At 32.5% G+C, this 26,026-nt stretch carries 23 protein-coding genes; 16 read left to right on the top strand and 7 right to left on the bottom strand.

Annotated elements, in window-relative coordinates:
• Positions 1–17 precede the first annotated feature (17 nt).
• From AWE51_RS00680 to AWE51_RS00655, 6 genes are all read right to left on the bottom strand, one after another.
• Positions 18–338 (bottom strand): Hpt domain-containing protein, encoded by a 321-nt coding sequence (locus AWE51_RS00680; protein WP_066308065.1) that lies wholly within the window; start codon positions 336–338, stop codon positions 18–20.
• Between the two features lie 2 nt (positions 339–340).
• On the bottom strand, positions 341–1,333 hold the full coding sequence (locus AWE51_RS00675) for a sensor histidine kinase (protein WP_232517315.1): 993 nt from the start codon (positions 1,331–1,333) through the stop codon (positions 341–343).
• Positions 1,334–1,400: 67 nt separating this feature from the next.
• Positions 1,401–2,534, bottom strand: coding sequence for an FIST signal transduction protein (locus AWE51_RS00670; RefSeq protein ID WP_066308059.1), 1,134 nt, complete (start codon positions 2,532–2,534; stop codon positions 1,401–1,403).
• Positions 2,535–2,539: 5 nt separating this feature from the next.
• Complete coding sequence (locus AWE51_RS00665) at positions 2,540–4,132, bottom strand: PAS domain-containing sensor histidine kinase (protein WP_066308055.1); 1,593 nt, start codon at positions 4,130–4,132, stop codon at positions 2,540–2,542.
• Positions 4,132–4,671, bottom strand: coding sequence for a heme NO-binding domain-containing protein (locus AWE51_RS00660; protein WP_066308050.1), 540 nt, complete (start codon positions 4,669–4,671; stop codon positions 4,132–4,134). Before AWE51_RS00660 ends, AWE51_RS00665 begins: the two co-directional genes overlap by 1 nt.
• A 10-nt stretch (positions 4,672–4,681) precedes the next feature.
• Positions 4,682–5,089 carry a response regulator gene (locus AWE51_RS00655; protein WP_066308048.1) on the bottom strand — a complete coding sequence of 136 codons (408 nt, stop codon included), beginning with the start codon at positions 5,087–5,089 and terminating at the stop codon, positions 4,682–4,684.
• 297 nt (positions 5,090–5,386) lie between these two features.
• On the opposite strand from AWE51_RS00655, the gene AWE51_RS00650 reads away from it, so the two are divergent.
• The 13 genes from AWE51_RS00650 (at position 5,387) to AWE51_RS00595 (ending at position 18,960) form a co-directional block, all read left to right on the top strand.
• Positions 5,387–5,608, top strand: a complete 222-nt coding sequence (locus AWE51_RS00650) for a hypothetical protein (protein WP_066308046.1) — start codon at positions 5,387–5,389, stop codon at positions 5,606–5,608.
• Positions 5,609–5,620: 12 nt separating this feature from the next.
• Positions 5,621–5,785, top strand: a complete 165-nt coding sequence (locus AWE51_RS26310; protein WP_118505497.1) for a Lacal_2735 family protein — start codon at positions 5,621–5,623, stop codon at positions 5,783–5,785.
• Between the two features lie 506 nt (positions 5,786–6,291).
• Positions 6,292–7,317 (top strand): ligase-associated DNA damage response exonuclease, encoded by a 1,026-nt coding sequence (locus AWE51_RS00640; protein ID WP_066308039.1) that lies wholly within the window; start codon positions 6,292–6,294, stop codon positions 7,315–7,317.
• The gene (locus tag AWE51_RS00635) at positions 7,314–8,930 is read left to right on the top strand and encodes an ATP-dependent DNA ligase (RefSeq protein WP_066308038.1); all 1,617 of its coding nucleotides are present in this window, start codon (positions 7,314–7,316) and stop codon (positions 8,928–8,930) included. The genes AWE51_RS00640 and AWE51_RS00635 overlap by 4 nt, the downstream gene beginning before the upstream one ends.
• Positions 8,931–8,934: 4 nt before the next feature.
• Positions 8,935–11,400 (top strand): ligase-associated DNA damage response DEXH box helicase, encoded by a 2,466-nt coding sequence (locus AWE51_RS00630; RefSeq protein WP_066308036.1) that lies wholly within the window; start codon positions 8,935–8,937, stop codon positions 11,398–11,400.
• Between the two features lie 19 nt (positions 11,401–11,419).
• Positions 11,420–12,064 (top strand): ligase-associated DNA damage response endonuclease PdeM, encoded by a 645-nt coding sequence (gene pdeM, locus AWE51_RS00625; protein ID WP_066308033.1) that lies wholly within the window; start codon positions 11,420–11,422, stop codon positions 12,062–12,064.
• Between the two features lie 93 nt (positions 12,065–12,157).
• Entirely contained in the window at positions 12,158–12,292 is a 135-nt protein-coding gene (locus AWE51_RS25985; RefSeq protein WP_082832258.1) for a DUF2256 domain-containing protein, read from the top strand.
• Complete coding sequence (locus AWE51_RS00620) at positions 12,293–13,594, top strand: DASH family cryptochrome (RefSeq protein ID WP_066308032.1); 1,302 nt, start codon at positions 12,293–12,295, stop codon at positions 13,592–13,594.
• Positions 13,595–13,597: 3 nt separating this feature from the next.
• On the top strand, positions 13,598–15,130 hold the full coding sequence (locus AWE51_RS00615) for a cryptochrome/photolyase family protein (RefSeq protein ID WP_066308025.1): 1,533 nt from the start codon (positions 13,598–13,600) through the stop codon (positions 15,128–15,130).
• Positions 15,120–16,610, top strand: a complete 1,491-nt coding sequence (locus AWE51_RS00610; protein WP_066308023.1) for a cryptochrome/deoxyribodipyrimidine photo-lyase family protein — start codon at positions 15,120–15,122, stop codon at positions 16,608–16,610. Before AWE51_RS00615 ends, AWE51_RS00610 begins: the two co-directional genes overlap by 11 nt.
• A 1-nt stretch (position 16,611) precedes the next feature.
• Complete coding sequence (locus tag AWE51_RS00605) at positions 16,612–16,890, top strand: TIGR03643 family protein (protein ID WP_066308021.1); 279 nt, start codon at positions 16,612–16,614, stop codon at positions 16,888–16,890.
• Complete coding sequence (locus AWE51_RS00600) at positions 16,887–17,285, top strand: DUF2452 domain-containing protein (protein ID WP_066308018.1); 399 nt, start codon at positions 16,887–16,889, stop codon at positions 17,283–17,285. The genes AWE51_RS00605 and AWE51_RS00600 overlap by 4 nt, the downstream gene beginning before the upstream one ends.
• Before the next feature lie 490 nt (positions 17,286–17,775).
• On the top strand, positions 17,776–18,960 hold the full coding sequence (locus AWE51_RS00595; RefSeq protein ID WP_066308015.1) for a cytochrome-c peroxidase: 1,185 nt from the start codon (positions 17,776–17,778) through the stop codon (positions 18,958–18,960).
• Positions 18,961–19,083: 123 nt separating this feature from the next.
• Here the strand turns inward: AWE51_RS00595 and AWE51_RS00590 are convergent, their stop codons facing one another.
• A complete protein-coding gene (locus AWE51_RS00590; RefSeq protein WP_066308013.1) occupies positions 19,084–19,680 on the bottom strand; it encodes an RNA polymerase sigma factor in 597 nt (198 codons plus the stop codon).
• A 99-nt stretch (positions 19,681–19,779) separates the two neighbouring features.
• Here AWE51_RS00590 and AWE51_RS00585 point away from each other — a divergent pair, with 99 nt between their 5' ends.
• The 3 genes from AWE51_RS00585 to AWE51_RS00575 all read left to right on the top strand — a co-directional run bounded on the left by AWE51_RS00585 (position 19,780) and on the right by AWE51_RS00575 (position 25,990).
• Positions 19,780–20,946, top strand: a complete 1,167-nt coding sequence (locus tag AWE51_RS00585) for a FecR family protein (RefSeq protein ID WP_066308011.1) — start codon at positions 19,780–19,782, stop codon at positions 20,944–20,946.
• 136 nt (positions 20,947–21,082) lie between these two features.
• On the top strand, positions 21,083–24,370 hold the full coding sequence (locus tag AWE51_RS00580; RefSeq protein ID WP_066308008.1) for a SusC/RagA family TonB-linked outer membrane protein: 3,288 nt from the start codon (positions 21,083–21,085) through the stop codon (positions 24,368–24,370).
• A 63-nt stretch (positions 24,371–24,433) separates the two neighbouring features.
• Positions 24,434–25,990: a RagB/SusD family nutrient uptake outer membrane protein gene (locus AWE51_RS00575; protein WP_066308007.1), complete on the top strand. Its 1,557-nt coding sequence runs from the start codon at positions 24,434–24,436 to the stop codon at positions 25,988–25,990.
• The last annotated feature ends 36 nt before the right edge of the window (positions 25,991–26,026 follow it).

The following is a 26,026-nucleotide window of genomic DNA, read 5'->3' as shown; positions in this document are numbered from 1 at the left end:
AATGATAGGTTATTTTTTTATAATGTCTTAAGAAAATCTTCTATGGTATCTAAAATTAGTATAAATTTTGGATATAGAGAGAGATTATTTTTCTTTAATCCATTTTCAAAATCAGCTGTAGTTTGATATCCATCGTCAAAACCCAGCATACCTATTTTATGTTTTAGTTTATGCACATTCTCTGATGCTTTGATAAATGCCTTTAAGCTATAATTATCACTAAATTGCGTTTTTTCTTCGTAAAACTCTCGTTTTAAAATTGTAATAATTTTGTTTTCGAACTCTTCTGAACCTGAAGCAAGTTCTTTAATGTATGCTAGATTAGGGGCTTCTGTCATAATTATTCTTTTTTTAGTGTAAAATTAAAAGTAGTACCAACTCCTTCTTTAGATTCGATCCATATTTTACCATCATAAAACTCTACTATTTTTTTTACAATAGATAATCCGATACCTGTGGATATCTTTTTATCGTCTAGTGTTTGAAAAATTTCGAATATCTTATTGTGATATTTTTTCGAAATTCCTTTTCCATTGTCTTGAACAGCAAACTGCCAGAAGTTATCTGTTTCTTGAAAGAGAATATATATTTCTCCTCTTTCTTTATCCATAGCTTTAATAGCATTTGTAATTAAGTTCTGGAACAGTTGTTTTATCCTAGATGGATCGGCATAAATGACGGGTAGTGTGTTTTTAGCACTAATATGTATATGATCTGGGATTTGGGTTAAATGAATAATCTCTTTAATAAGATCATTCAAGTCAATATTATATTCTAATGTTCTTGATTTATCGTCTACTATAGAATATTCTAGAATACCATTAATAAGATTATCCATTTTTTCGATATTTTGATCAATTAAATCTAGATTATCTTTTGTAGCTGTTTCAAGTGTACCTTGGTTATCTTCTTTTATCCAGTTAATTAATGTGTTAATTGTTCTTAAAGGCGATTTTAAGTCATGAGAAACTACATGAGCATAATCATTTAAATCTCTATTACTTTTTTCTAAGTCTTTAAGTAATACTTCTCGTTGTCTTTCTATTTCAGAAATTTGAAAAGCTTGTTTTTCAATTAAGTTAGCAAGTTCTATTCCTGTTAGTTCTTTTCCTTGTTGATTACCTTTTTCGTTTTTGAAAGTAATGGATTGTAGCATTTTAGTAGCATCGGTTAAGCTGGCAATAACCTTTTTTTGTTGTTCTGCCTCTTGCTGAAGTCTCTGGTTAGCATCAAATAATTCTTGAGAGCTAATAGACATTGCTCTTTGTAACATGCTAAATTGATCTTCATAATTTTGATAAGATTTATTGATCGCCATGAAGAATGTATTCATTTCTTCAGAGGATTTACTATCTTGATCTAAGAACTTCCTTATTTGTCGAGCTAATAACGAATGCATATTATTCACTAAATAATGTTAATGTCATGGTTTGATTATGTAGTTCGCAATTTATATTACCCTCAAAAGGAGCTAATTCTCCATAAGAATAAAAACCGCTTACAATAGTTTGTTGTCCAATAGATTCTATAACTTCTTCAATCTCTTCTTCTACTCGTTGATCCATTACTAATTTTCTACCAATACAACTTATCAAAATAGCTAATTCTGGTTTATTTGTTCGATTTTTCATGCCTAGTTCTGCTGCTTGTAATGCACCATCTACGATATGATCAATGTTGGCCATCATTAATTGTACAGTTGACCCTTCAGGAACATCTCCTGCAAGAATCATGGCATTAGTTTCCTCGTCGATTGTTAAAATGGTTCGTACTATAGATTCTTTTTTATCTTTCGATTTAACACTAAGTGGATATAATAAAGCCGATTGCGGGAGTTCTGAAGCCTTTTCTCCTAAATATTTTTTATATAAATCCAGTGCGGGCAGGTTATCCAATTCATACAATATATTATTATCTGATTTTGTAATGATACGTTCTGGTCCAAAAGGAGTCCAACCGCCGTATTGCGCAAAACTTATTTCAAGAGAATCACCATAAAAAGCAATCAATATGACCTCTCCTTCTTTGGGATTTTCATTATATGCAGAAATGGTTTTTTCAAACCTTGAATCATCACCGCACAAACCACCAGTTATGGCTGCATTATCAATCTCGGTTTCTAATCCCTGAATTAGCGCTGATCCATTTACAAAACTGCCTTCTGAGACAATAAATACATGTTTCAGCCCTTCTTTTGGAACTTTTTGAATAAGTTTTTCTCCCAGGGCAACAGCATCTTTACTATTATCAATGCTATTTTCTCTAAATATAGCGTACTTGCTTTTTTTAAATTCAATCGCTGTTAGGGTAATAGAGTCTTCAAGTACTTTATCTCCAATAATTTCACCTGCTGTAGATCCAAAAACGATTTCTCCATCAGGAAACAACTGTTTTACTTCTTCATAAATATTTTCATCCTCTAGCGCATATCGATTACCAAAAACCAGAACTAAAGGCTTTTTTAGAGGTGTCTCGGTGCTAACTCTTTTAGTCCAATTTTGATTTTTTTTCTTTTCAAATTGTTGAAATCTCATATCATCTATTTTTTTAGAGTAAAATAAAATGTTGTTCCTTTTTCTGGGCTACTTTCTAACCATATTTTTCCTTCATAGAGCTCTACTATTTTCTTTACAATTGCTAATCCGATACCTGTAGAGTTTTTGTGATTGCCAACGGATTCGAACATTTTAAATATTTTGGTATGATATTGTTCTTTTATCCCGGGGCCGTTATCTTTAATTTTGAATTGGTAATGAGTATTTTGATCAGAATAATCAATTTCTATTTGACCTTTTTCCTTATCCATATACATAACGGCATTACCAATTAGGTTTTGAAAAACTTGTTGAATTCTGGTTTTATCCCCATTAATCACGGGTAATTTTTGTTTACAATATACCTCTGTATTATCGGGTATTAATACAACGTTTTTGATATCAGAGATCAGTGTATTAAGATCTATTTGTTGGCTTTCAAGGTTTTCTTTATTACCGGCTCTAGAATAGCTTAAGATATCATTGATAAGAGTTTCCATTTTCTCTAGTGTCCTTTCTATCATAGATAGGTGGCCAAGACCAGTTTTATCAAAAGCACTACTGTAGTCTTCTTTTATCCAATTTACAAGTGCATAAATGCTTCTTAGAGGAGATTTTAAATCATGAGATACTACATGAGCATATTCGCTTAGTTCTAGATTCATTTTTTCTAGATTTTTCACTAGTAAATCTCTCTGTTTTTCTGATTCTAATTGATCAGTAATATCTTCTATTAATGCAACTTGATATTTTATAGTTTTATCTGGATTTCTAACTGCTGCGACATTTGTTTTTGCCCAGACATTAGATCCATCGCTTCTTACATATCTTTTATTAACTGAAAAATGATCAATTTTTCCATTATTCATCTTTTCCATGTTTTCAGAAGACAAGGCGTACTCTTCTTTTAAAGATATGTCTTTTACTTCTTTTTGAATTAACTCTTCTTTGGTGTAACCCAAGAAATTTTGAAAAGCTTTATTAGTTTGTAATATTTTTCCGAATTGGGTTAATGCAATGCCTAAAGATGAGTTCTCAACAATTACGGATAGTTGTTTTTTTTGCTCATCAAAAACTCTGTTTTGTTCTAATTCATAAGTAATATCTCTAACAATACCTTGTGCAGCAACAGGTTGATTATTTTTGTTACGAATAAGACTTGCATTGATATGTACTGTTCTTACACCCTTGTCTTTGGTGTATACTCTTGCTTGATAGTCAGAAAAAGAACCTTTTGTTACTAATTCCTGAAACGAAGTCATGGCATATTGATAGTCTTCTTTATAAATCAAAGTGACTATGTTTAGCTTTTCTTGATCAATATCATAGCCAAATAAATTTTTGGCAGAATTATTCATTTTGACAACATTTCCAGAAATATCCATAAGAACATAAGCGTCTACAAGATTGTCAAAAACACCTTGAAGTTCTGATGTTTTTTTAGTTAATCCATCCTCTAACTGCTCATTAAGCTGTTTAAGTTCTTGAGTAAGATCATAGAGCTCTCTGGATTTTCCTTCAAGAATTTGTTCTGCTTGTTTTCTTGCGGCTTTTTCTCTTTTTAGGGCTCTTTTTAGTATGTCTAATTCTTCACTCATTAATTTTTAGTGATACTAAATTTAACTTCTGTGCCGTCTTCTTTTATTTTTTCTAATAGGATAGTTGCAGTGCTATTGTAATGGGCAAATGTCATATTCATTAATCCCAAACCAAAATTGTACATAGCTCTGCTGGATGTATAGATCATAACCAATGATGTCGAAGTTTTTTCTAGAATTTCGAAAGTAGGTAGTTCTGCATCGGGATATATTTTTCTGACTTCTATATGAATATGATTTTCGATAGATGAAAGTAGCTCGATAGGATCTTCGTACTTATCAATTAATCCGGGATAACTGCTGGCAAGTACTCCAAAAAAATGTTCAGCATAGGTAAGTAAGAGATCGTCGATACTTATTTTAGTATGTGCACTTAAATGTGTGAGTAGGCTAAGCATCTCTGAGAAATCATAAGTCCCTACGGCTGTATATATACCTCCGGAGGCAAGTGCAGATTCTTCTACAATTTTATCTACTACAGCTAGACCAAACTTATCTTCAACCAGTTCTAAAAATTCTGTAAATACAATTCCCTTCATCTATATTAATTTAAGTCTTAATAAATTCATTCACACTCCAATACTCAACAAGACACTTTATTTTGTGTGCATAGTCGTCGTATTTTAGAGGTTTTACGATATAGCCAGCGATTCCAATTTCATAACTTTCTTTTAAATCGTTATGATTATTAGATGTACTGAGTATGACTACAGGGGTATATTTTAACGATGAATTGGATTTCAAAAGTTTTAAGAATTCCAGGCCGTTCATTTTCGGCATATTCAAATCTAAAAAAATTATATCAGGTAATTGCTCTTTACTCTCTAGAAATTTTAAAGCTTCTTCACCATTTTCTTTTTCTATGAGATTATGGGTATACCCATTTTTTTGCAAAACTCTTGCAAATTTTAAGCGCTCTATTTCATCATCTTCGATTAATAAAAAATTTAGACTCATGTTTTTAATTTAAGTTACACATAATGTTTTGGATGTGATAAAGATGTTACTTTTAAAAACCTTATTGTTATCTATTTCGGCGAAAAGCATTTTTAGTATCGACGAATGGTAGTTTTATATAGTTAAGTAGATTTTACACTATTATTTTTTGTCAAATTCAGAAGATTTAGAACAAATAATGCATTAATTGTATGTTTTTTACAAGAAATCGTAAAAATCAGGGCTAAAAGTAGTTAATGTTGTTTAAACCCTTTTTATAGTTCTTAAACATTACGTAGCTTTGGCAAAAAAATATAAATGACACTAATCGAGAAAGCTCTGGAATTCGAAAGCAGAACGATGAGTAATATGAGTACAAGTGATAGAGTAGAAGCTTCAAGAGAAGCCAAATCACTAATCTTAAGTCTAAATGAGATTTTTAAAGAATCTAAAGACCCTGAGATAATGGATCTTATGAAACGTCTTACTGCAAAAAAACGTAAAATAGAAAAACGTTTAAAAGGACTTCCAACGGAGTAAAACTACAGGACTATGTTTGGATTATTTAAACAAAAATCAGCAGTAGGAATACTACAGAGTAAATATGAAAAACTAAATAGTCAATCGCATCGGTTATCTAATAATAACCATGTAGAAAGTAATAAAAAAAATGCAGAAGCAATTTATTTTAAAATAGAAATGCTTCAGGGAAATTAGTACTAATATTTGACGGTATGGATATTGGCACTATAAGACTATTATTTGACTTTGGACTTTTAATCCTTATTTGGCACGTTCAAATCTTAATCTACCCGAGCTTTAGTTATTACAAAGCAGAAGGGTTGCGACAGTGGCATAAGAAATATGTTTTAAGGATAACATATATTGTTATGCCTTTAATGATAGGCCAATTAAGTTTGGCCATCGTTCAGAGTTTTCATAAACTTGGTAGTTATGAAATAGGAAGTCTTATCATAATTTCTATTATTTGGTTATCTACTTTTTTGCAGTTTGTCCCAATGCACAGTAAAATTTCATTTGGCGATACTGACCACCAAATGTTAAGTACTTTAATACGTAAAAACTGGTTACGTACAGTTTTGCTGTCTATTATGTTTACATGGAGCTTTATTCATTTGTGTTTGCAATAATCATTTGTTAGCATTTGTAAAATGTGATTTGAGTATCATTTTTACAATATTTCTAATATCTTTAGGAGAAAAATGCTAACTCCGCTACTTGTGTTTAACGAAAACGGAATTTATTGTGAAGCGGCAGATGTGTATATAGACCCATGGCGGCCTGTAAATAAAGCAATTATTAGTCATAGCCATGCAGATCATAGTCGTTGGGGGCATAAACAATATATAACACATCATACCAATATCCCAATTATTAAACATCGATTAGGCGAGATTAATGTGAGTGGCAAATCGTATGATGAAACGTTTACAATTAATAATGTAAAATTCTCTTTGCATCCCGCAGGTCATATTATTGGCAGTTCACAAATTCGTGTAGAGCATAAAGGAGAAGTATGGGTATTTACAGGAGATTATAAAATCGAAGACGATGGGATATCACAAGTTTTTGAACCTGTAAAATGTCACACTTTTATTACAGAATGCACTTTTGGGTTACCTCCTTTTAAATGGGAGCCTCAAGAACTAGTATTTAATAATATCAATACATGGTGGGATACAAATAAATCAGAAGGAAAAACATCTGTACTTTTTGGATATTCTTTAGGAAAAGCACAACGCCTGTTAAAACATCTCGATTCTTCAATAGGAAAAATATATACACATGGTGCTATAGAAAACATGACAGAAGTTATAAGACCTATGATTGATCTTCCAGATACAACATTAATAACAAAAGAAACCAAGAAGACCGATTTACTAGGACATATCGTATTAGCTCCACCGAGTGCTCATGGTAGTACTTGGATTCGAAAAATGGTCCCATATGTAACCGCCTCCGCAAGTGGTTGGATGACTTTTAGAGGTGCGCGTCGTCGTAGAGCTATTGATAAAGGTTTTGTACTGTCTGATCATTGCGATTGGCAAGGGTTACTTACTGCTATAAAAGCTACAGAAGCACATAAAATCATATGTACTCATGGATATACAGATATTTTTTCAAGATACTTGAGAGAACAAGGATATGATGCAAGAACAGAGAAAACTCAGTATGAAGGAGAACTTACCGATAGTGAGGTTGATAAAGCAGATGGGGGTAAATCATGAAATTATTTGCCGAATTAATAAAAACATTAGATAGTACCAATAAGACAAATCTTAAGGTAGAGGCCTTAGCGTCATATTTTAAAAAAGCAGAAAATGTAGACAAGGTTTGGACTATCGCGATACTATCTCATCGTCGCCCCCCTCGTCCTATAAATACTACAGTTTTACGATCATGGGCAGCAGAACTTGCAAATATACCTTTATGGCTTTTTGAAGAATCCTATCATATTGTGGGAGATTTAGCAGAGACGATTGCTCTAGTCGTTCCTGCATCTAATGAAAGTACTCAAAAACCATTAAGTCAATTTTTGAAAGAGTTTATAACACTTAAAAAGAAAGATGATCAAGAAAAGAAATCTTATGTTTTAGAGAATTGGTCAAAGCTTAATTATTATGAACGTTTTGTGTTTACCAAGCTCATTACAGGAGGGTTTAGAATTGGAGTTAGTCAAAAACTAATGACAAGAGCCTTATCAAAAGCAACAGAAATAGATGAGGATATTTTAGCATATAAGCTTATGGGTAATTGGGATCCAGATACCATTACTTTTGAAGATCTTATTCTAAGAGAAAGACCCGAAGATTTTTTATCTAAACCTTATCCGTTTTATTTAGCTTATGCTATAGAAGAAGAGGTTTCTGGTCTTGGAAATGTTAAAGAATGGAGTATAGAGTATAAGTGGGATGGGATTAGAGCTCAGGTTATTATTCGAAATAAAGAATTGTTTGTTTGGAGTAGAGGTGAGGAATTGGTAACCGATAAGTATCCCGAATTTCGTCAATTTGTCGAAGAAATACCCAACGGAACCGTTCTTGATGGTGAAATACTACCGTTTCCTGAAGGTGCAATCGGAACGTTTAACGATTTACAAACCCGTATCGGAAGGAAAACCATATCTAAAACCTTACTAGCTAAGACTCCTGTAATTCTAAAAGTGTATGATATACTTGAATGGGAAGAAAAAGATATAAGGACATCAACATATTTAGAAAGAAGAAAAATCTTAGAGAAATTATTCTTACAATATAACAATCACAACACAGGATCAAATAAAAATACATTGCAATTATCAGAAAGAATTAGCTTAGAAACGTGGAAAGATGTAGCAGAAGAAAGAGCAAAATCTCGAGAAATTTGTAGTGAAGGTTTAATGCTTAAACGTAATGATGCAATATATAAAGTAGGGAGAAAAAAAGGGGATTGGTGGAAATGGAAAGTAGATCCTTTAACAATAGATGCGGTACTTACTTATGCAATGAGAGGACATGGACGAAGATCTAATCTTTTTACAGATTATACATTTGCACTCTGGAATCGGGAAAATACAGAATTAGTAACTTTTGCAAAAGCATATTCAGGCTTAACAGATGCAGAATTTAAACAAGTTGATAGTTGGATTAAGAAAAATACTTTAGAGAGGTTTGGTCCCGTTAGAAGTGTTACCCCAGAATTAGTGTTTGAAATAGCGTTTGAAGGAATTGCATTTTCCAAAAGGCATAAAAGCGGTATTGCCACGAGATTTCCACGTATTTTGAGATGGAGACAAGATAAAAAAATAGAAGAAGCAAATACGCTTGAAGATCTTAAAGCGATGATTCCTTCTTCGAAATAATTGTATGAATAAAAAAGAACTTGATAAAATTGCCGAGGAGTGGTTTACAGCACGATCCTGGAAACCATTTCCTTTTCAGAAGCAAACCTGGAATGCTTTTTATCAAGGCAAAAATGGACTGCTTAATGCTCCAACGGGCAGTGGTAAAACATATGCACTATGGATTCCTATAGTTTTGGATTACATCAAGAAAAATCCAAATTATAAAACGAAACATCGTAAAGGAGTAAAAGCATTATGGATAACTCCTCTTCGAGCACTTTCTGTAGAGATTAAACAAGCCGCAGAACGTTTTGTCAATGAAATAGGAGTGCCTTTTACTGTTGGTATTCGAACAGGTGATACTTCACAGAAAGAACGTGCGGCTCAAAAAAGATCTATGCCGGATTTGTTAATTACAACTCCAGAAAGCTTACAATTGTTATTGGCGTCTAAAGGGTATGATAAGACATTTAAGGATTTGACTGCAGTCATTATTGATGAATGGCATGAGCTTTTGGGAAGTAAGCGAGGAGTACAAATGGAACTTGGACTGTCGAGACTTAAAAATATAGCTCCAGAACTTAGAATTTGGGGTATATCTGCGACAATAGGAAATTTAGAACAAGCTAAAGAGGTTCTCCTTGGTCATGAATCTAATGCAGGGAAAAACTCGATACTGATAAAGGCAAATATCAATAAAAAGATAAAAGTGCAATCTATAATACCTTCTCAAATGGAAACTTTTCCCTGGAGAGGGCATTTGGGTTTGCATTTGTTAGAAGAAGTAATTCCGATTATAGAACAAAGTAAAACCACATTGTTATTTACAAATACCAGAGCACAATGTGAAATTTGGTTTCAGAAATTATTAGAAAAACACCCTGAACTTGCTGGAGAAATAGCAATGCACCATGGAAGTATAAACAAGGAGACTCGTCTTTGGGTCGAACATGCTATTAGAGAAGGAACACTTAAAGCTGTAGTGTGTACCTCTAGCCTTGATTTAGGTGTAGATTTTGCTCCGGTAGAAACGATAATTCAAATCGGTGGACCCAAGGGTGTAGCTCGATTTTTACAACGTGCAGGTCGCAGTGGTCACCAACCAGGAAAACAAAGTGTGATTTATTTCCTGCCAACACATGCGATGGAATTAATTGAAGCTTCTGCATTACAAAAAGCTGTAAAAAAACAAAGTATAGAAGATAGAATACCGTACTTAAACAGTTTTGATGTATTGGTACAGTATTTAATAAGTCTTGCTGTGTCTAATGGGTTTTATCCGGATCAGATTTTTCCAGAAATTAAAAGAACATTCTGTTTTCAATCCATTACAAAAGAACAATTTCGATGGATTTTAAATTTTATCACTTTTGGAAGTCAAAGTCTACAAACGTATGATGAATATAAAAAAGTAGAAATCGAAAGTGATGGCAGATTTAAAGTAAATAGTAGAGCAGTTGCAATGCGGCATCGATTACAAATAGGTACAATTGTAAGCGATGCAGTATTATCTGTAAAATATGTAACAGGAGGTTATTTAGGTTCTATTGAAGAATGGTTTGTATCTAAATTAAAGCCAGGAGATGTATTTACTTTTGCAGGTAGAAACCTTGCTCTTTTTAGAATCAAAAATATGCAGGTTTTAGTTAAGAAATCTAAACAAAAAACCTCTAAAATTCCTAGTTGGATGGGGGGTCGCATGAGTTTTTCTTCTGAAATGAGTGAGCTGTTAAGAGATGAACTTTATTTAGCAGGGACTACAACAGTAAAGAAATCCAAAGAACTTAAGGCGCTATCACATATTTTTGAAAGACAAGAACGGGAAAGTGTTGTCCCTTCGTCTAATGAATTTTTGATAGAAACCTTTAAAACAAGAGAAGGATATCACGCTATCTTTTATCCTTTTGAAGGTAGATTTGTTCATGAGGCTATGGCAAGTTTAATAGCGTATCGCATAAGCTTACTAGATCCTATTACATTTTCTATTGCCTATAATGATTATGGTTTTGAACTACTATCTGATCAAGAAATAGATATACAACAGGTTTTAGATAATGATTTGTTTACGACCCGGTTTTTAAAAAATGATTTACAGAAAAGCTTAAACGCAACCGAAATGGCAAGAAGAAAATTTAGAGATATAGCCGTTATTGCTGGACTGGTGTTTACAGGCTATCCTGATAAGTTAATAAAGAGTAAGCACCTACAATCTAGTTCTCAATTACTTTTTAATGTTTTTAAAGACTATGAACCTGATAATCTATTATTTCAACAAGCATTTACAGAAACATTTGAACATCAATTAGAAGAAGGAAGATTGCAATTAGCTTTAGAGCGTATAAATTCACAAAATATAACATGGAGACCTTGTAAAAAACCGACACCTTTTTCTTTTCCGATTATTACAGATCGACTTCGAGAAAAACTCTCATCAGAAAAGTTAGCAGATCGTATCAAAAAAATGACAGCACAATTAGAAAAATCTTGATTTTCTTAGAGTAACAACTATGAAAACCCAAACAATACATATAAATAATCAAACATTTATACTTCATCCGAGTGGGGTCATATATTGGCGAGAAAAAGATATGGTATTAGTTGCAGATGTGCATCTAGGAAAAGTTACACACTTTAGAAAACATGGCAGTGCAGTTCCGCACGGTGCAATTGATGATAATTTTATACAATTAGATGCTGTACTAGAATATTTTAACCCAAAAACACTCTGTTTTTTAGGCGATTTGTTTCATAGTTATCTAAATACAGAATGGATATTATTTGAGCAATGGATTGGCAAAATAGATGCAAAAGTAGTATTGGTGGCAGGAAATCATGATGTGATTTCTCCGTTAAAGTTTGAAGAATTAGATATTCATGTTACAAATGAATGGTTAATAGATGAAGTACTTCTTACACATCATCCCGAAAGTAGATCGGGTTTTTTTAATTTCTCGGGACATATACACCCTGGAGTGCAATTAAAAGGGATGGGAAAGCAAACGCTCACAGTTCCTTGCTTTTTTAAGAAGAAAGATCAATTAATATTACCTGCCTTTGGAACTTTTACAGGTAAGCACACCATTAAACCGCAAAAAGAAGATCAGGTTTTTGCAATTACTCCTGAGGAGGTTATACCACTTTTATTCAATTAGAAGCTATGTAAATAGTGTATATATTCTGTTAAAGCTCTTTTATATTTTTTTATTTGTTTAATGATTTCGTAAATTCGTTAAACAAATTGATTAATGAAAAAATCAAACCTTCCAATTAAAACATGTGTAGTCTGTAATAGGCCCTTTGCTTGGCGTAAAAAATGGGAGAAAGTATGGGGTGAGGTTCGTTATTGTAGTGAACGTTGTAGAAGAAATAAGAATAAGTAGATGAGTGGTACAGGATTAGTTTGGTTTAGAAACGATTTGCGCGTAAATGATAATGCTTCATTATTATCGGCAATAACAGAAAATGAGAACATCATAGGTATTTATTTTTTTGACCCAAGACACTTTGAAGTGAGTTCTTTTGGTTTTAAAAAAACTGAACAATATCGAGCGAAATTTTTGATAGAATCAATTACCGAATTACAGGATAATTTAGAAAAACTAAATATCCCTTTGTTTATTTATAAGCAATACCCAGAAGATGTTTTTCCTCAATTCTTAGAAGATAGAAATATTACAAATCTCTATATGCAAAAAGAATGGACAGAAGAAGAGGTTAAAGTTACTAATGCTGTAAAAAAAGGGACCAAACGATATGCTATGCAATGGAAAGAGAGTTATGATCAATTTCTATTTCATCCCGATGATATTCCTTTCCAACTTAAAGATATACCAGACGTATTTACTAATTTCCGTAAGAAGTGCGAAAAATTTGTACCAGTGAGAAAAGAGTGCACTGTCGCAAAAGTTTCATTAGGAAATAAGATCGAAAATAATTCAATAATACCAACATTAGCATCTTTAGGTTTTAACGAATTTACTACAGATTCCAGATCAGCTTTTCCATTTACTGGGGGAGAATCCCAAGCTCTTCAGCGTATTCAAGAATACTTTTGGGAAACAAAAAAACTATCATATTACAAAAAAACGCGTAATGGATTAATGGGTGAAAATTACAGTTCTAAACTTTCTGCTTGGCTTGCAAATGGTAGTATCTCTCCAAGAACTATATATTTTGAAATTAAACGATACGAACAAGAGATAGGTGCCAATGAATCTACATATTGGTTGATTTTTGAACTCATTTGGAGAGATTTCTTTAAATATATTTCTTTAAAACATGGCAATGCTATCTTTAAGTTAACAGGGATTCAAAACAAAGAATATCTATGGAACAAAGATCAAGAATTAGTAAAAAAATGGATCTACGGAGAAACGAATGAGCCTTTTGTAAATGCAAACATGATTGAGCTTAAATACACTGGATGGATGAGTAATCGAGGTCGACAAAATGTAGCTTCTTTTTTTGCGAAAAATCAAGAATTAGACTGGAGAATTGGAGCAGCTTATTTTGAAGCTATGCTTATCGATTATGATGTGCATAGTAACTATGGTAATTGGCTTTATGTTTCTGGAGTTGGTAATGATCCAAGAGATCGCAAATTTAATAATAGACTCCAAGCGCAACGATATGATCCTAAGCAAAAATTTCAACAACTATGGCTTCAACCTACAATATTTTAAACCATGATATTAAGACTTATTCTTGGTGATCAGTTAAACTATAATCATTCATGGTATGATGAAACAGATACTAATGTATGCTATTTTATGGCAGAGATGCGTCAGGAAACAGACTATGTTAAACATCATATTCAAAAAGTAGTTGCATTCTTCATAAGTATGCAAAATTTTGCGCAACATTTAAAAGATCAAGGAAAAAATGTCGTGTACTATGCTTTGGATCATAAAGATAACGAACAGGATTTAGTTTTAAATCTTAAAAAAATAATAAAGGATAAAAAGGTTACCAAATTTGAATATCAATTCCCAGATGAGTATCGTTTGGATGAACAATTAAAAAGTTTCTGTACTACTCTTACTATAAAATTTAAGGTGTACGATACCGAACATTTTTTAACTTCTAGAACAGATCTTGAAGTTTTCTTTAAAGGAAAAAAGCAATTCATGATGGAATATTTCTATCGCTATATGCGCAAACGATATGACATTATGATGCTAAGTAAAACAGAACCAGAAGGTGGAAAATGGAATTTTGACCAAAGTAATCGAAAAAAATGGACAGGAAAACCCATCATTCCACAAGAAAAAAGATTTCATAAAAATGTTGAAACTGTTTTAGAGTATATTAAAAGTAATGACGTGGCCACGATAGGTACTATTGATCCTAAAAACTTTGATTGGCCAATTTGTAGAGAAGATTGTCTTAATCTGCTACATTATTTTTGTGAAAATTTATTGGTTTATTTCGGAGACTATCAAGATGCGATGCATCCAGATGAAAAATTTCTATTTCATAGTCGGTTATCCTTTGCAATGAATAGTAAAATGTTACATCCAACAGAGGTTATTAATACTGTGGTTGAGTATTGGAGAGTACATCAAAATGCTATCGATATATCTCAGGTAGAGGGATTTGTAAGGCAAATTTTAGGATGGCGAGAATACATGCGTGGTATTTATTGGATGAAAATGCCTGAATATCAAAATCTCAACCTTTTAGAAAACTATAATGCATTGCCTAATTTTTATTGGACCGGAGATACAAAAATGAATTGTCTTAGTCATGCTATCAAACAAAGCTTGGATAATGCTTATGCTCATCATATACAGAGATTAATGATAACGGGTAATTATGCATTACTTACCCAAACAGATCCATCTGCAGTTGATCATTGGTATTTAGGGATCTATATAGATGCAATTGAATGGGTAGAGATCACAAATACCAGAGGTATGAGCCAGTTTGCAGATGGTGGTATTGTAGCGACCAAACCCTATGTGTCTAGTGGTAGTTATATTAATAAAATGAGTAATTACTGTAAAAGTTGTAGCTATAATGTCACCAAAAAAGTCGAAGACGATGCGTGTCCTTTTAATGCATTGTATTGGAATTTTTTAGATGATAAACGAGATCATTTTAAAAATAATCAGCGTATGAAAATGATGATGAGTTTACTTAATAAAATGGATAAAGACAAGTTAACCGCACTGAAAAATAGAGCAAACGCAATAATATCAAATCCTGATGCATATTAATCCTAAAGAACATATCAATATTGTTTGGTTAAAAAGAGACCTTAGGCTTCATGATAATGAAGCTGTTTTTAATGCTTTACAATCTAAAAACCCAGTGCTTTTAGTATATGTCTTTGAAAACTCACTTAAAGAGGACGATCATTATAGTGAGCGACATTGGAATTTTATAAAACAATCACTAAAAGATATTAATAAGCAACTTGCAATATTTAATACAAAAGTACTAGCAGTATCATCAGAAGTAATAAAGACGTTTAGCACATTACAACAATTTTGGAAAATAGATACTGTTTTTTCTCATCAAGAAACCGGGATTAAAATCACATATGATAGAGATAGAGCATTTAAAGTCTTTTGTAAAAATAATTTGATCTCATGGAAAGAAAATAGCAATAATGGGATATTTAGAGGATTAAAAAATAGAGATTCATGGCGAGAAGATTGTGAGTCTTATATGAATGGAACTCAATTTAAATTTAATCCGGATAGTAACGACTTTGTTTCATTGACGACCATTTCTGAGGTTGAGAAGGTTTTTACTTTAGAGTCTTTAGAAACAGAAAAGAATACAAATTTTCAAGAAGGAGGTAGTATAATAGCAGAAAAGTATTTACATTCTTTTTTCTATCAAGGAAGGTATAAAAATTATAGTTTTCATATTTCAAAACCAGAATTAGCAAGGAAAGGCTGTAGTCGATTATCTCCATATTTGGCATGGGGGAATTTATCTGTTAGACAAGTGTGGCAATATGCTATAGCGTTTAGGGCAAACTCAGATAATAAAAAGCAAATAGACGCTTTTACCTCTAGATTAAATTGGCAAGTACATTTCGTGCAAAAATTCGAAATGGAAGAGATTATGGAATTTGAAAGCATCAATAAAGGCTATCATATTCTTAAAAAGAAAATTTCTTTGGGATATCAAGATGCATGGAAAGACGGAAAAACTGGATACCCATTGGTAGACGCTTGTATGCGTTGCCTAAAAGAAACAGGATATATTAATTTTAGAATGCGCGCTATGGTAGTTTCTTTTTTTACACATAACCTTTGGCAACCTTGGCAAGCTGCTAGTGCATATTTATCAAGTCTATTTTTAGATTTTGAACCAGGGATACATTTTCCACAATTACAAATGCAAGCAGGAGAAACGGGTATAAATATGCTTAGAATTTATAATCCAATTAAAAATAGTATGCTTCATGATCCAGAAGGTGTATTTATAAAGAAATGGGTTCCAGAATTACAAAATGTTCCAGTACCATTTATACACGAGCCTTATAAAATGACAACACTAGATCAAAAATTTAATAATGTCGTTCTTGGAGAGGATTATCCTTTTCCTATAGTTGATATGCAAGTCACACGTAAAAAAGCAAGCGATGCACTTTGGAAGATGAAAGATGATGCGCTTGTTAAAAAAGAAAGTTATCGAATTTTAAAAACACATACGCTTCCAAATCGTAAAAAATTAGAATAAAATGAAAGAAAAATTATCAATACGAAATATTGATCGAATTATAGAAATGGCCTGGGAAGATAGAACCCCTTTTGATGCTATTTTGTTTCAATTTGGTTTAAAAGAGCAAGAAGTTATTAATTTGATGCGTCGAGAGATGAAACCTTCAAGTTTTAAAATGTGGAGAAAAAGAGTACAAGGAAGAAAGACAAAACATTTAAAGAAACGTATTTTTGAAGAAGGACGTTTTAAATGTACAATGCAGCGACAAATTACGCATAATAAAATCTCAAAACGATGAAAAAGAAAAAACCAGATCAGGTAGTATATAATGAAAAAGAAGGACGATATGATGCAGCGCTAAAACCATATGCAACAGACACTGGTGCACCCGTTATTACAACTCCAGATACCGTAGCATGGAAAAACTCGAATATATATAAAGTTAATAAACAAGTAAAGGCAAAATATGATGAGTTAAAAGCTCAATACGATGATTTAATAGCTACATATGAGTATAATAATTTAGTATATAATGCTAAGTTTAATTTTGAACCAGTAGTTGGCGAAATTTACCATCTGTATAAAAATCGAGAAGAACGTCCCTTTTTATCAATAATCTCGCCTACCGAATGTAATTTTGATCATTTAGGAAGTTTTAGGTTAAATGCAGATAAGATGTGGGAAGCAGTTTAGTAGATGTTCCTAATGGAGAGTTCTTTTTTTTAGAAATTAGATATATTTGTTCGAAAAAATAACAATGGAAATGTTTGAATATCTAACGGGTCGAGGAGGTTTATTAGTTCTCGGTTTAGTTGTAGTGATTGTAGTTTTGTATAATAAAATCAAAGCACGAAGAGATTTTAAAATTTCTTCTAAGAAAAAGAAATAGTTTCTTATTCCAAGTAAAATGTTAAAATACGCTATAATAGACTTTAAAACCCATCTTTTTTAAGTGTTTGTTATACGTTTAAATACCTATTTTATCGTTAAAAAATCAAAACCATTAAATGGTTAAGTGCATAAATACCCTTTATAAATTACTGGTATTCCTTTTATTCATCTAGTTAACAAAGAGTTGTATAAAATAATTAAATATTTTTAACATAAAAATTAGATGTTAAAGAAATCTTAAATTATATTTGTTCGTAATAAGACTTTAGAAACCCAAATCTAATCCCTTACGATGAACTTAAAAAGAATTTTATTTTTAGCAATATCTGTGATAATAACTTCCTGTTCTGGAGATGACTATACTGATGTTTCTAACGAAAACCCTGGAACGTCTACTGATGCATCGGTATTGCAAGATATTTTTGGTCAAAATATAGATTTAGATAATTTATTAAATTATGCAGATCAAGGCATTCCTAACTATATTACGCAGGATAACACTTTAGAGAATGATATTACAGATGCAAAAGCAACTTTAGGACGTGTACTTTTTTATGATAAAAATTTATCTACAGATAATACAATAGCTTGTGCTAGTTGTCATCAACAAGCTTTTGCTTTTAGTGATCAAAACGATGTAAGCACAGGTGTGAATGGTGTTACAGGTAGACATAGTATGCGATTGATTAATGCTAGATTTGCACGAGAATCACGTTTTTTTTGGGATGAACGCGCTAATACATTAGAAGAACAAACTACCCAGCCTATTCAAGATCATGCAGAGATGGGATTTAGCGGCGAAAATGGAGCTCCAACATTTCAAGACCTTTTAACAAAACTAGAAGGTTTAAATTATTATCAAGAATTATTTCAGTCTGTATATGGTAATACTACAATTACAGAAACAAGATTACAAGAAAGTTTAGCTCAGTTCATAAGAAGTATACAATCTTTTGATTCTAAATATGATTCGGGTAGAGCTACTGTCCAAAACGATAATCAACAGTTTCCTAATTTCACTGATCTTGAAAATACAGGAAAAGATTTATTTTTTAGACCACCAAATCAAAATGGTGCAGGCTGCATTACTTGTCATGCAGCACCAGAATTTGATATTGATCCAAACAGTTTAAATAATGGCGTTATTGGTGTTTTTGGTAATGCCACCGCTATAGATATAACAATTACCAGAGCACCTACACTTAGAGATATATTTAATGACCAAGGTGTTCTTAATGGAGCATTAATGCATGATGCAAGTCTAACTTCTCTTACGGCTGTATTAGAACATTATAATGATATTGATGCTACAGGAAACGCAAATCTCGATAATCGTCTAAAAGGTGGACCAGCAGGGAACGGCCAAAACCTTAATTTAAGTGCTGAGAATATCGAAGCTTTAGAAGCATTTATAAAAACATTATCTGGTACAAATGTATATACCGATACCAAATGGAGTAATCCGTTTATCGATTAAGAATTATCAATTAGGAATACAATTTGTGATTGCTGTACTATAATAGGTTAGTACTAATCATTTTAATGGACCACTTATGGGAAAGTGGTCCTTTTTTTATCTTTTACTGGCTATTAATTGAAATTATTTGAAAGAAAATAATAAGAACAGTGATACCTTTATTTTATTCCCTAATTTTTTTCTTAGCGTTGTAAAGGCTTTGGTTATTTGAGCTTCTACCGTTTTAATAGAAATATTAAGGTATTCCGAAATTTCTGCATTTGTTAATCCTTCTTTTTTACTTAATGAAAATACCTCTTTGCACTTTGGAGGTAGCTTTTCTATTTCTTTAGAAACTAAAGTTATTATTCTTTCGAGTGATTTCTCATCTGTTTTTTCAACTTCCTCATACATAACTTCATAATATTTCATTTGCAAAAGCATAGTGGCCTTATTTTTAGTGTATGTGTTTATAAATTGATTATATACAGATTTATACAAAAAACTCTTGATTACGTATTTAGCGTTAAGTTTTTTTCGGTATTGCCAAGTATTTAAAAAAACATTTTGAACAATATCTTCGGCTATAACAGGATCATCTATTAATGTTAATGCATAGGCATACAGTTTTCTATGGTAAGTATCTAACAAGAATATATAGGCTTTTTCTTCCCCTTTTTTTAGGCTATCTACTAAAATCGCATTATCACTAAAGTCTTTTTTATAGCTTGATGAATTCATAATTTCTTGTTAAAAACATTACGAATGTAAAAAAAAAATTAATAAAATATTAGGGTTGTGATAATCGGTCTTGTATTACTATTAATTAAATGAATTTGAATGGATACTCCAGAAATAGATATTATTCTTATTAAGTTTCTTAACAAATCAGCTAACTCAGAAGAGTTAGATAAACTAGATATTTGGATCCAAGATCCAGAAAATGAGTTGATTTTTAGAGATTTTGTAAAAACACATTTCGCAATAATAGTTGCTATGAATGATCCAGATTCAAGTAAAATAAGAGAACAACTACTTAATGAAATACAGAAGGAAAAGAATTTTCTTTATCGCATTAAGTATAGATCGATGCTCAAGTATGCTGCCGTAGCGATTATTTTTATAGGAATAGGTTATTATTTTCAAAATGATTTTTTTGCTAAGAGTACAAATAATATAGTTGTAGAGCCTAAGGTAGAACTTATTACACTAGAGCTTGAGAATGGTAATATTCAAGTGATTTCTGAAGATGGTACCTCGACAGTTGTAGATGCTAAAGGAAATTTGGTAGGGTCTCAGAATAGAGGTAAATTAGTTTATAATGATGCCACACATACAGAAAAACTTACATATAATACCTTAACAGTGCCGTACGGTAAGAGATTTGATATTGTATTATCAGATGGAACAAGTATATTCTTAAATTCTGGTAGTTCCATAAAATATCCAGTTCAGTTTATTAAAGGGCAAAGTAGACAGGTGTTTTTAAACGGTGAAGCCTTTTTTGACGTTGCAGAAGACAAATTACACCCTTTTATTATAGATGCTCAAGAACTTAATGTAGAAGTATTGGGTACAAAATTTAATGTATCTACGTACAAAGAAGATTCTCAGATAGAAGTGGTGCTCGTAGAAGGTTCTGTAGAATTGGATAAGCAATCATATAAAGGAAACAAGGAAAAATCGGTTATTCTAAAACCTGGTTTTAACGGAGTTTTTAACAAAAAAGAAAATTCTATTTCTACATCAAAAGTTAATACATCTCTGTATACATCTTGGATGACAGGCAATGTTGTTTTTAGAAATGCCCCTTTTAGGGAAATTGCAAAAAAATTAGAACGGGTATATAATGTTTCCATTATTATTAACAATGAAGAACTTGCAAACGAAAATTTTAATGCAAGTATCGAAGTCGATAATGAAACAATTGAAGAAGTTTTGAATTATTTTAATAAATTTTTTGACATAGAATTTGAAATTATAAATAATAAAATTCTAATTAATTAAGATCACCAAACACACCTACAATTATTAAATGCTAAGGTCTTATATGAATTAAAAAAATCGGGAAATGCGGCAACATTCCCCGATGAGTTGTAGCAATTAATTAAAAATAACTAATTACAATTAAACACACAAAAGTATGAAAAAACTCAGAAATTCCAGGGCAGATAATGCCAAGTGGAAGTTTAAACTAGATTTAAAAATGAAATTATCCCTTCTTTTTATTCTGATTTCAATAATTGCACTGCAGGCAAATACTTCATATTCTCAAAAAGCAAAAATGACTTTGAATCTTGATGATACAAGTGTTTCTCGGGTTATTGATGAAATAGAAGCGAATTCAGAATTCAAATTTATTTTTAAGACAAATGCGGTTGACCTAAATCGCAAGGTTTCAATAAATGTAAAAAATGCGAATATTAAAAACGTATTGAGTATTCTTTTTGATAACACAAATACTCTTTATGAAATTGATAATCGCAAAATTCTACTACGTAAAGTTACAACAACAGAGAATTCTGGGGATAGATCAGAAATAAATAATGATGAAGATCAACAAATAGAAGTAAGTGGTATTGTCTCTGATGACAAAGGACAGCCTTTACCGGGGGCTAATATTCTTGAGAAAGATACCGACAATGGGGTGCAAACAGATTTTGATGGTAATTTTTCTATTACCTTAAAAGGAGATACACCAACCTTAGTCATCTCTTTTCTTGGTTTTACCACTCAAGAAGTAGTAGTTAATGATCAAACTACCTTAAACATAGTTTTAAAAGAGGATGCAGCAGGATTAGATGAAATTGTTCTTGTGGGATATGGCTCTTCCAGAAAAAGAGATGTTACTGGTGCAGTATCCACTATAAAATCAGAAGTTTTCAATAGAGGACAAATTTCATCTCCAGAGCAATTGATTCAAGGCAAAACCGCGGGTGTTCAAATTTCTACAGATGGAGGAGAACCAGGAGGAAATGTAAATGTAAGAATAAGAGGAACATCTTCTGTTAGAAGTGGTAATGGGCCTTTATATGTGCTTAATGGAGTTCCTTTAAGTGGTTCGCCAATAGCCCCATCAGGTGCTAATGTTGGAGGTAATGATGCTGGTAATGGTAATACTACTCCTAAGAACCCTCTTAGTTTTCTTAACCCAAACGATATCACAAGTATCGATATTCTAAAAGATGCTTCTGCAACAGCAATTTATGGGTCCAGAGGAGCAAATGGTGTGATTTTAATTACAACAAAAAATGGTAAGTCAGGTAAAAGTTCGTTAGTTTATAACACTTCGGTAGCTGTAAGTACTATTACAAATAGATTGCCATTACTATCAGCTCAGGAATTTGTAGCAGAAGGAGGCACCGATTTAGGAGGAAATACAGATTGGCAAGATGTAGTATATAGATCAGCGTATTCTAACAATCATCATTTTAGTTATGGTGGTGGTAATGAGGATGGTTCTTCGGTGTATGCTTTGTCTTTTGGAGTACAAGATCAAGAAGGTATTGTAAGAGGAAGTGGTACCAAAGTGTATTCCGGTACTATTAATACTACGTATAAATTGTTTGATGATAGATTAAAGATAAATGCTTTTGTAGCCGGCACAAATATTCTTGATGATAATCCACAAATTTCTAATGATGCTGGTGTGCCAGGTGATTTATTAGGTGCGGCAAATAGGGCAAATCCAACACAACCAATTTTTAACCCTGATGGCAGTTTTAATCAACCAGGAGTTTCTGAACTTAACCCTGCAGCTATTTTGGCATTTTCTAGTGACAAAACGGATACGTTTAGACTTTTAGGTAATATCTCTGCTAACTATCGATTTAATGATAATTTTAGTTATAAGTTTAATTTTGCTATTGATCGTTCTAGTTCTGAGCGTAAAAGTGCAATCTCAAGTAATCTTATTGCCGCAATCTCTTCAAGAGGGGGTATCGTAACTGTTGCCGATGTTTTTCAATCTAATCTACTCGCAGAACATACCCTTAACTATACAAAAGAAATAAGCGAAAAAAGTAGACTAAACGCTTTAGTAGGGTATTCGTTTCAAGATTTTGCGTTAAGAACTTCAGTATTCACAGTAGAAAACTTTCAAACAACAGATATTAATGTGATGCTAAATAATTTAGAATCTGCTACCACCGCTATCGGTAGGGCTGGAGAAGCAGGAAGTTTTGCATCTAAAGATGAACTTCAATCTTTCTTTGGAAGGTTGACTTATTCGTTTGACGATAAGTATATCTTTACAGGTACTTTGCGAGCTGATGGCTCAAGTAAATTTGGAGAAAACAATCGATATGGTTATTTCCCATCGGTAGCCTTTGCCTGGCGAATATCTGATGAAGACTTTATTCCTGATTCAATCGATGATTTAAAACTTAGAGTAGGATATGGTATTACAGGTAATCAGGAATTTCCAGGAGGAGCAGCCCTTACTATACAAAGATATGATAGTAATAATAATTTATCCGCTCCGAGATTTTCTAATCCGAATTTAAAATGGGAAACCACGACTCAATTAAACGCTGGTATTGATTTTGCATTTATGAATAGTAGAGTAAGAGGCTCATTTGATGTGTATAAAAAAACAACTACAGATTTATTACTTCAATTAGATAGTGCCGTTCCTGCACCTGCACCTTTCTTTTTTGATAATCTGGATGCAGAGGTAGTTAATCAAGGTTTTGAAATGGGCGTAGAAGTATCTATTATCGATACAGAAAAGACAAATTGGACATCTTCTTTCAATGTTGGTTTCAATAAAAATGAAGTAACTAAAATAGATAGAACTATACAAACGGGTGCTATTAGTGGTCCTGGCTTAACTGGAGCATTTGCACAGGTTATTACTCAAGGTCAACCATTATACGCATATTTTATACCTGAGTTTGGTGGTTTTGATGAAAATGGTTTTAGTATAGAAAGTGAGGCAAAATTAATAGGTAAATCACCTCTGCCAGATTATACTTTTGGTTTTTCTAATGATATAACATATAAAAATTTTGATATGAATGTATTTTTCTCCGGTTCTGTTGGAGCATACATTTATAACAATAATGCCAATGCACAATTTTATAGATCAGCACTTGTGGGTGGTCATAATGTAACACAAGATGTGATAGGTACAAACGAGGCTGACACCAATGGTAATGGGGTTTCTACTCGGTTTTTAGAGGATGGATCATTCATAAGGTTGCAAAACTTATCTATCGGCTATACATTCAATACAGATAAAATTAAGTTTGTCCAGAGCTTAAGAATAAGTGCAACAGGTCAAAATCTATTTACTATTACAGGCTATTCTGGTCAAGATCCAGAAGTAAATGTTGACAAAAATATCAATGGCGTACCTTCTTTTGGGATTGATTATTCTGCATATCCAAGAGCTCGTAATTTGGTGGTTGGACTTTCAGTTTCTTTTTAATTAGGACATCAGAGTTAGTTTTAGAATAGGTGTCTTGAAAAATAATTATTAAAATTCACAGAAATGAAAATAAAAAATAAATTAAAATTAATGATAGGTTTTATAGGCTTTCTTTTGGTAGCATCTTGTACCGATTTAGAGTTTGAGAACCTTGGTGGTATAGAACCCGAAGGAGTAGGAGAATCTAGTGATTTGTTAGCATCTGCTTATGGTCAACTTAGAGAGTTTGCTAATGAGCGTACAATTTTTGGATTATCAGAGCATTCTTCTGATGTACTCATGGGACCAACCAGAGGAGGAGACTGGTTTGATAACGGAGTTTTTCAACAAATGCATTTACACTCTTGGGCTCCTGATCACTTATTTATTAGAACTGTATGGAGCGATTTGCATGAAGGGGTTTTTAGAGCTACACAGGCAATCGAGGGTAATGGTGCAACATCACAAATAATAGCAGAAGCCAAGGTGGTAAGAGCATATTATATGTTTCATATTTTAGATTTTTGGGGGATTACAACATTTAGGGGAGCTACAGAAGGTTTAGAAGTAGATCCGTTGGTTCGTGATGGAGCTGAGTCTGTTCAGTTTCTTATCGATGACTTAGAATCTGCATTATCAGATTTGCCAGACACTTCCAATCCAAATTTGGCAAATAAGAATACGGCAAGAGCTTTATTATGTAAACTTTACCTTAATAAAGCAGTGTATGAGGCAGACGATAGAAGTTCGGGAACATTTACGTTTGGTTCAGAGGATATGAATCAAGTAGTAACCTATGCTAATGATATCATAAATTCAGGAGTATATTCATTATCTCCTGGGGTAGAGGGTTATTTTAATACGTTTGCCGAACTAAATGATGTGCAAAGTACTGAGTTGATTTTTTCTGTGCCGGGATCGCAAATACCTCAATTTAAAGCAAAATGGAATTGTTCTTTACATTGGAATCAAAAACCAAATGGATGGAGTGGTTATGCTACACTTTCAGATTTTTATGACACCTTTGAAGAAGGTGATAGTCGTTTAGGAGGCCCCTATAATAGCGCTACAAACCCTTATACAAATAGTTCAGGGGTGAGTGCAGGGTTTTTAATTGGTCAACAGTTTGATGACGAAGGAAATATGGTGTTTGCACGAGATGGGGTGACTCCTGTTAATTTTACAAGAGAAGTTACTCTTAAAGTAAATGGAGAAGTAGAAGGAATTAGAGTGTTAAAATATATTCCTGATTTCACAGGGGGGATTGATAATGCGGATAACCCAAACAACAGTATGGTGTTATTGAGATATGGAGATGTACTAATGAATAAAGCAGAAGCACTTTTTAGAGGTGGAACTGATCCAATGGGGCAGACTGCTTTAACGATCATTAATGATGTGAGAGCCGTAAGGTTTGAAACTCCTTCACCTTTTACAGCAATAACTGCTGATAATCTATTGCAAGAAAGAGGAAGAGAATTGTATTGGGAAGGTTGGAGAAGAAATGATCTAATCAGGTTTGGTAAGTTTTTAGATGCATGGCAAGAAAAACCAGCAACTACTTCTGAAAGAGTTTTATACCCAATACCGCCAACGGCGTTACTAGCAAACCCAAGTTTAAATCAAAATCCAGGATATTAATTTAACGATATGTCTGATCTTTGAAAATAAGATCAG

Origin of the sequence: Aquimarina aggregata, from assembly GCF_001632745.1 — a bacterium.
Taxonomy (GTDB): Bacteria; Bacteroidota; Bacteroidia; order Flavobacteriales; family Flavobacteriaceae; genus Aquimarina; species Aquimarina aggregata.
Note: the sequence above shows the minus strand (reverse complement) of the source record. Positions and strands in the feature narration are given on the sequence as shown.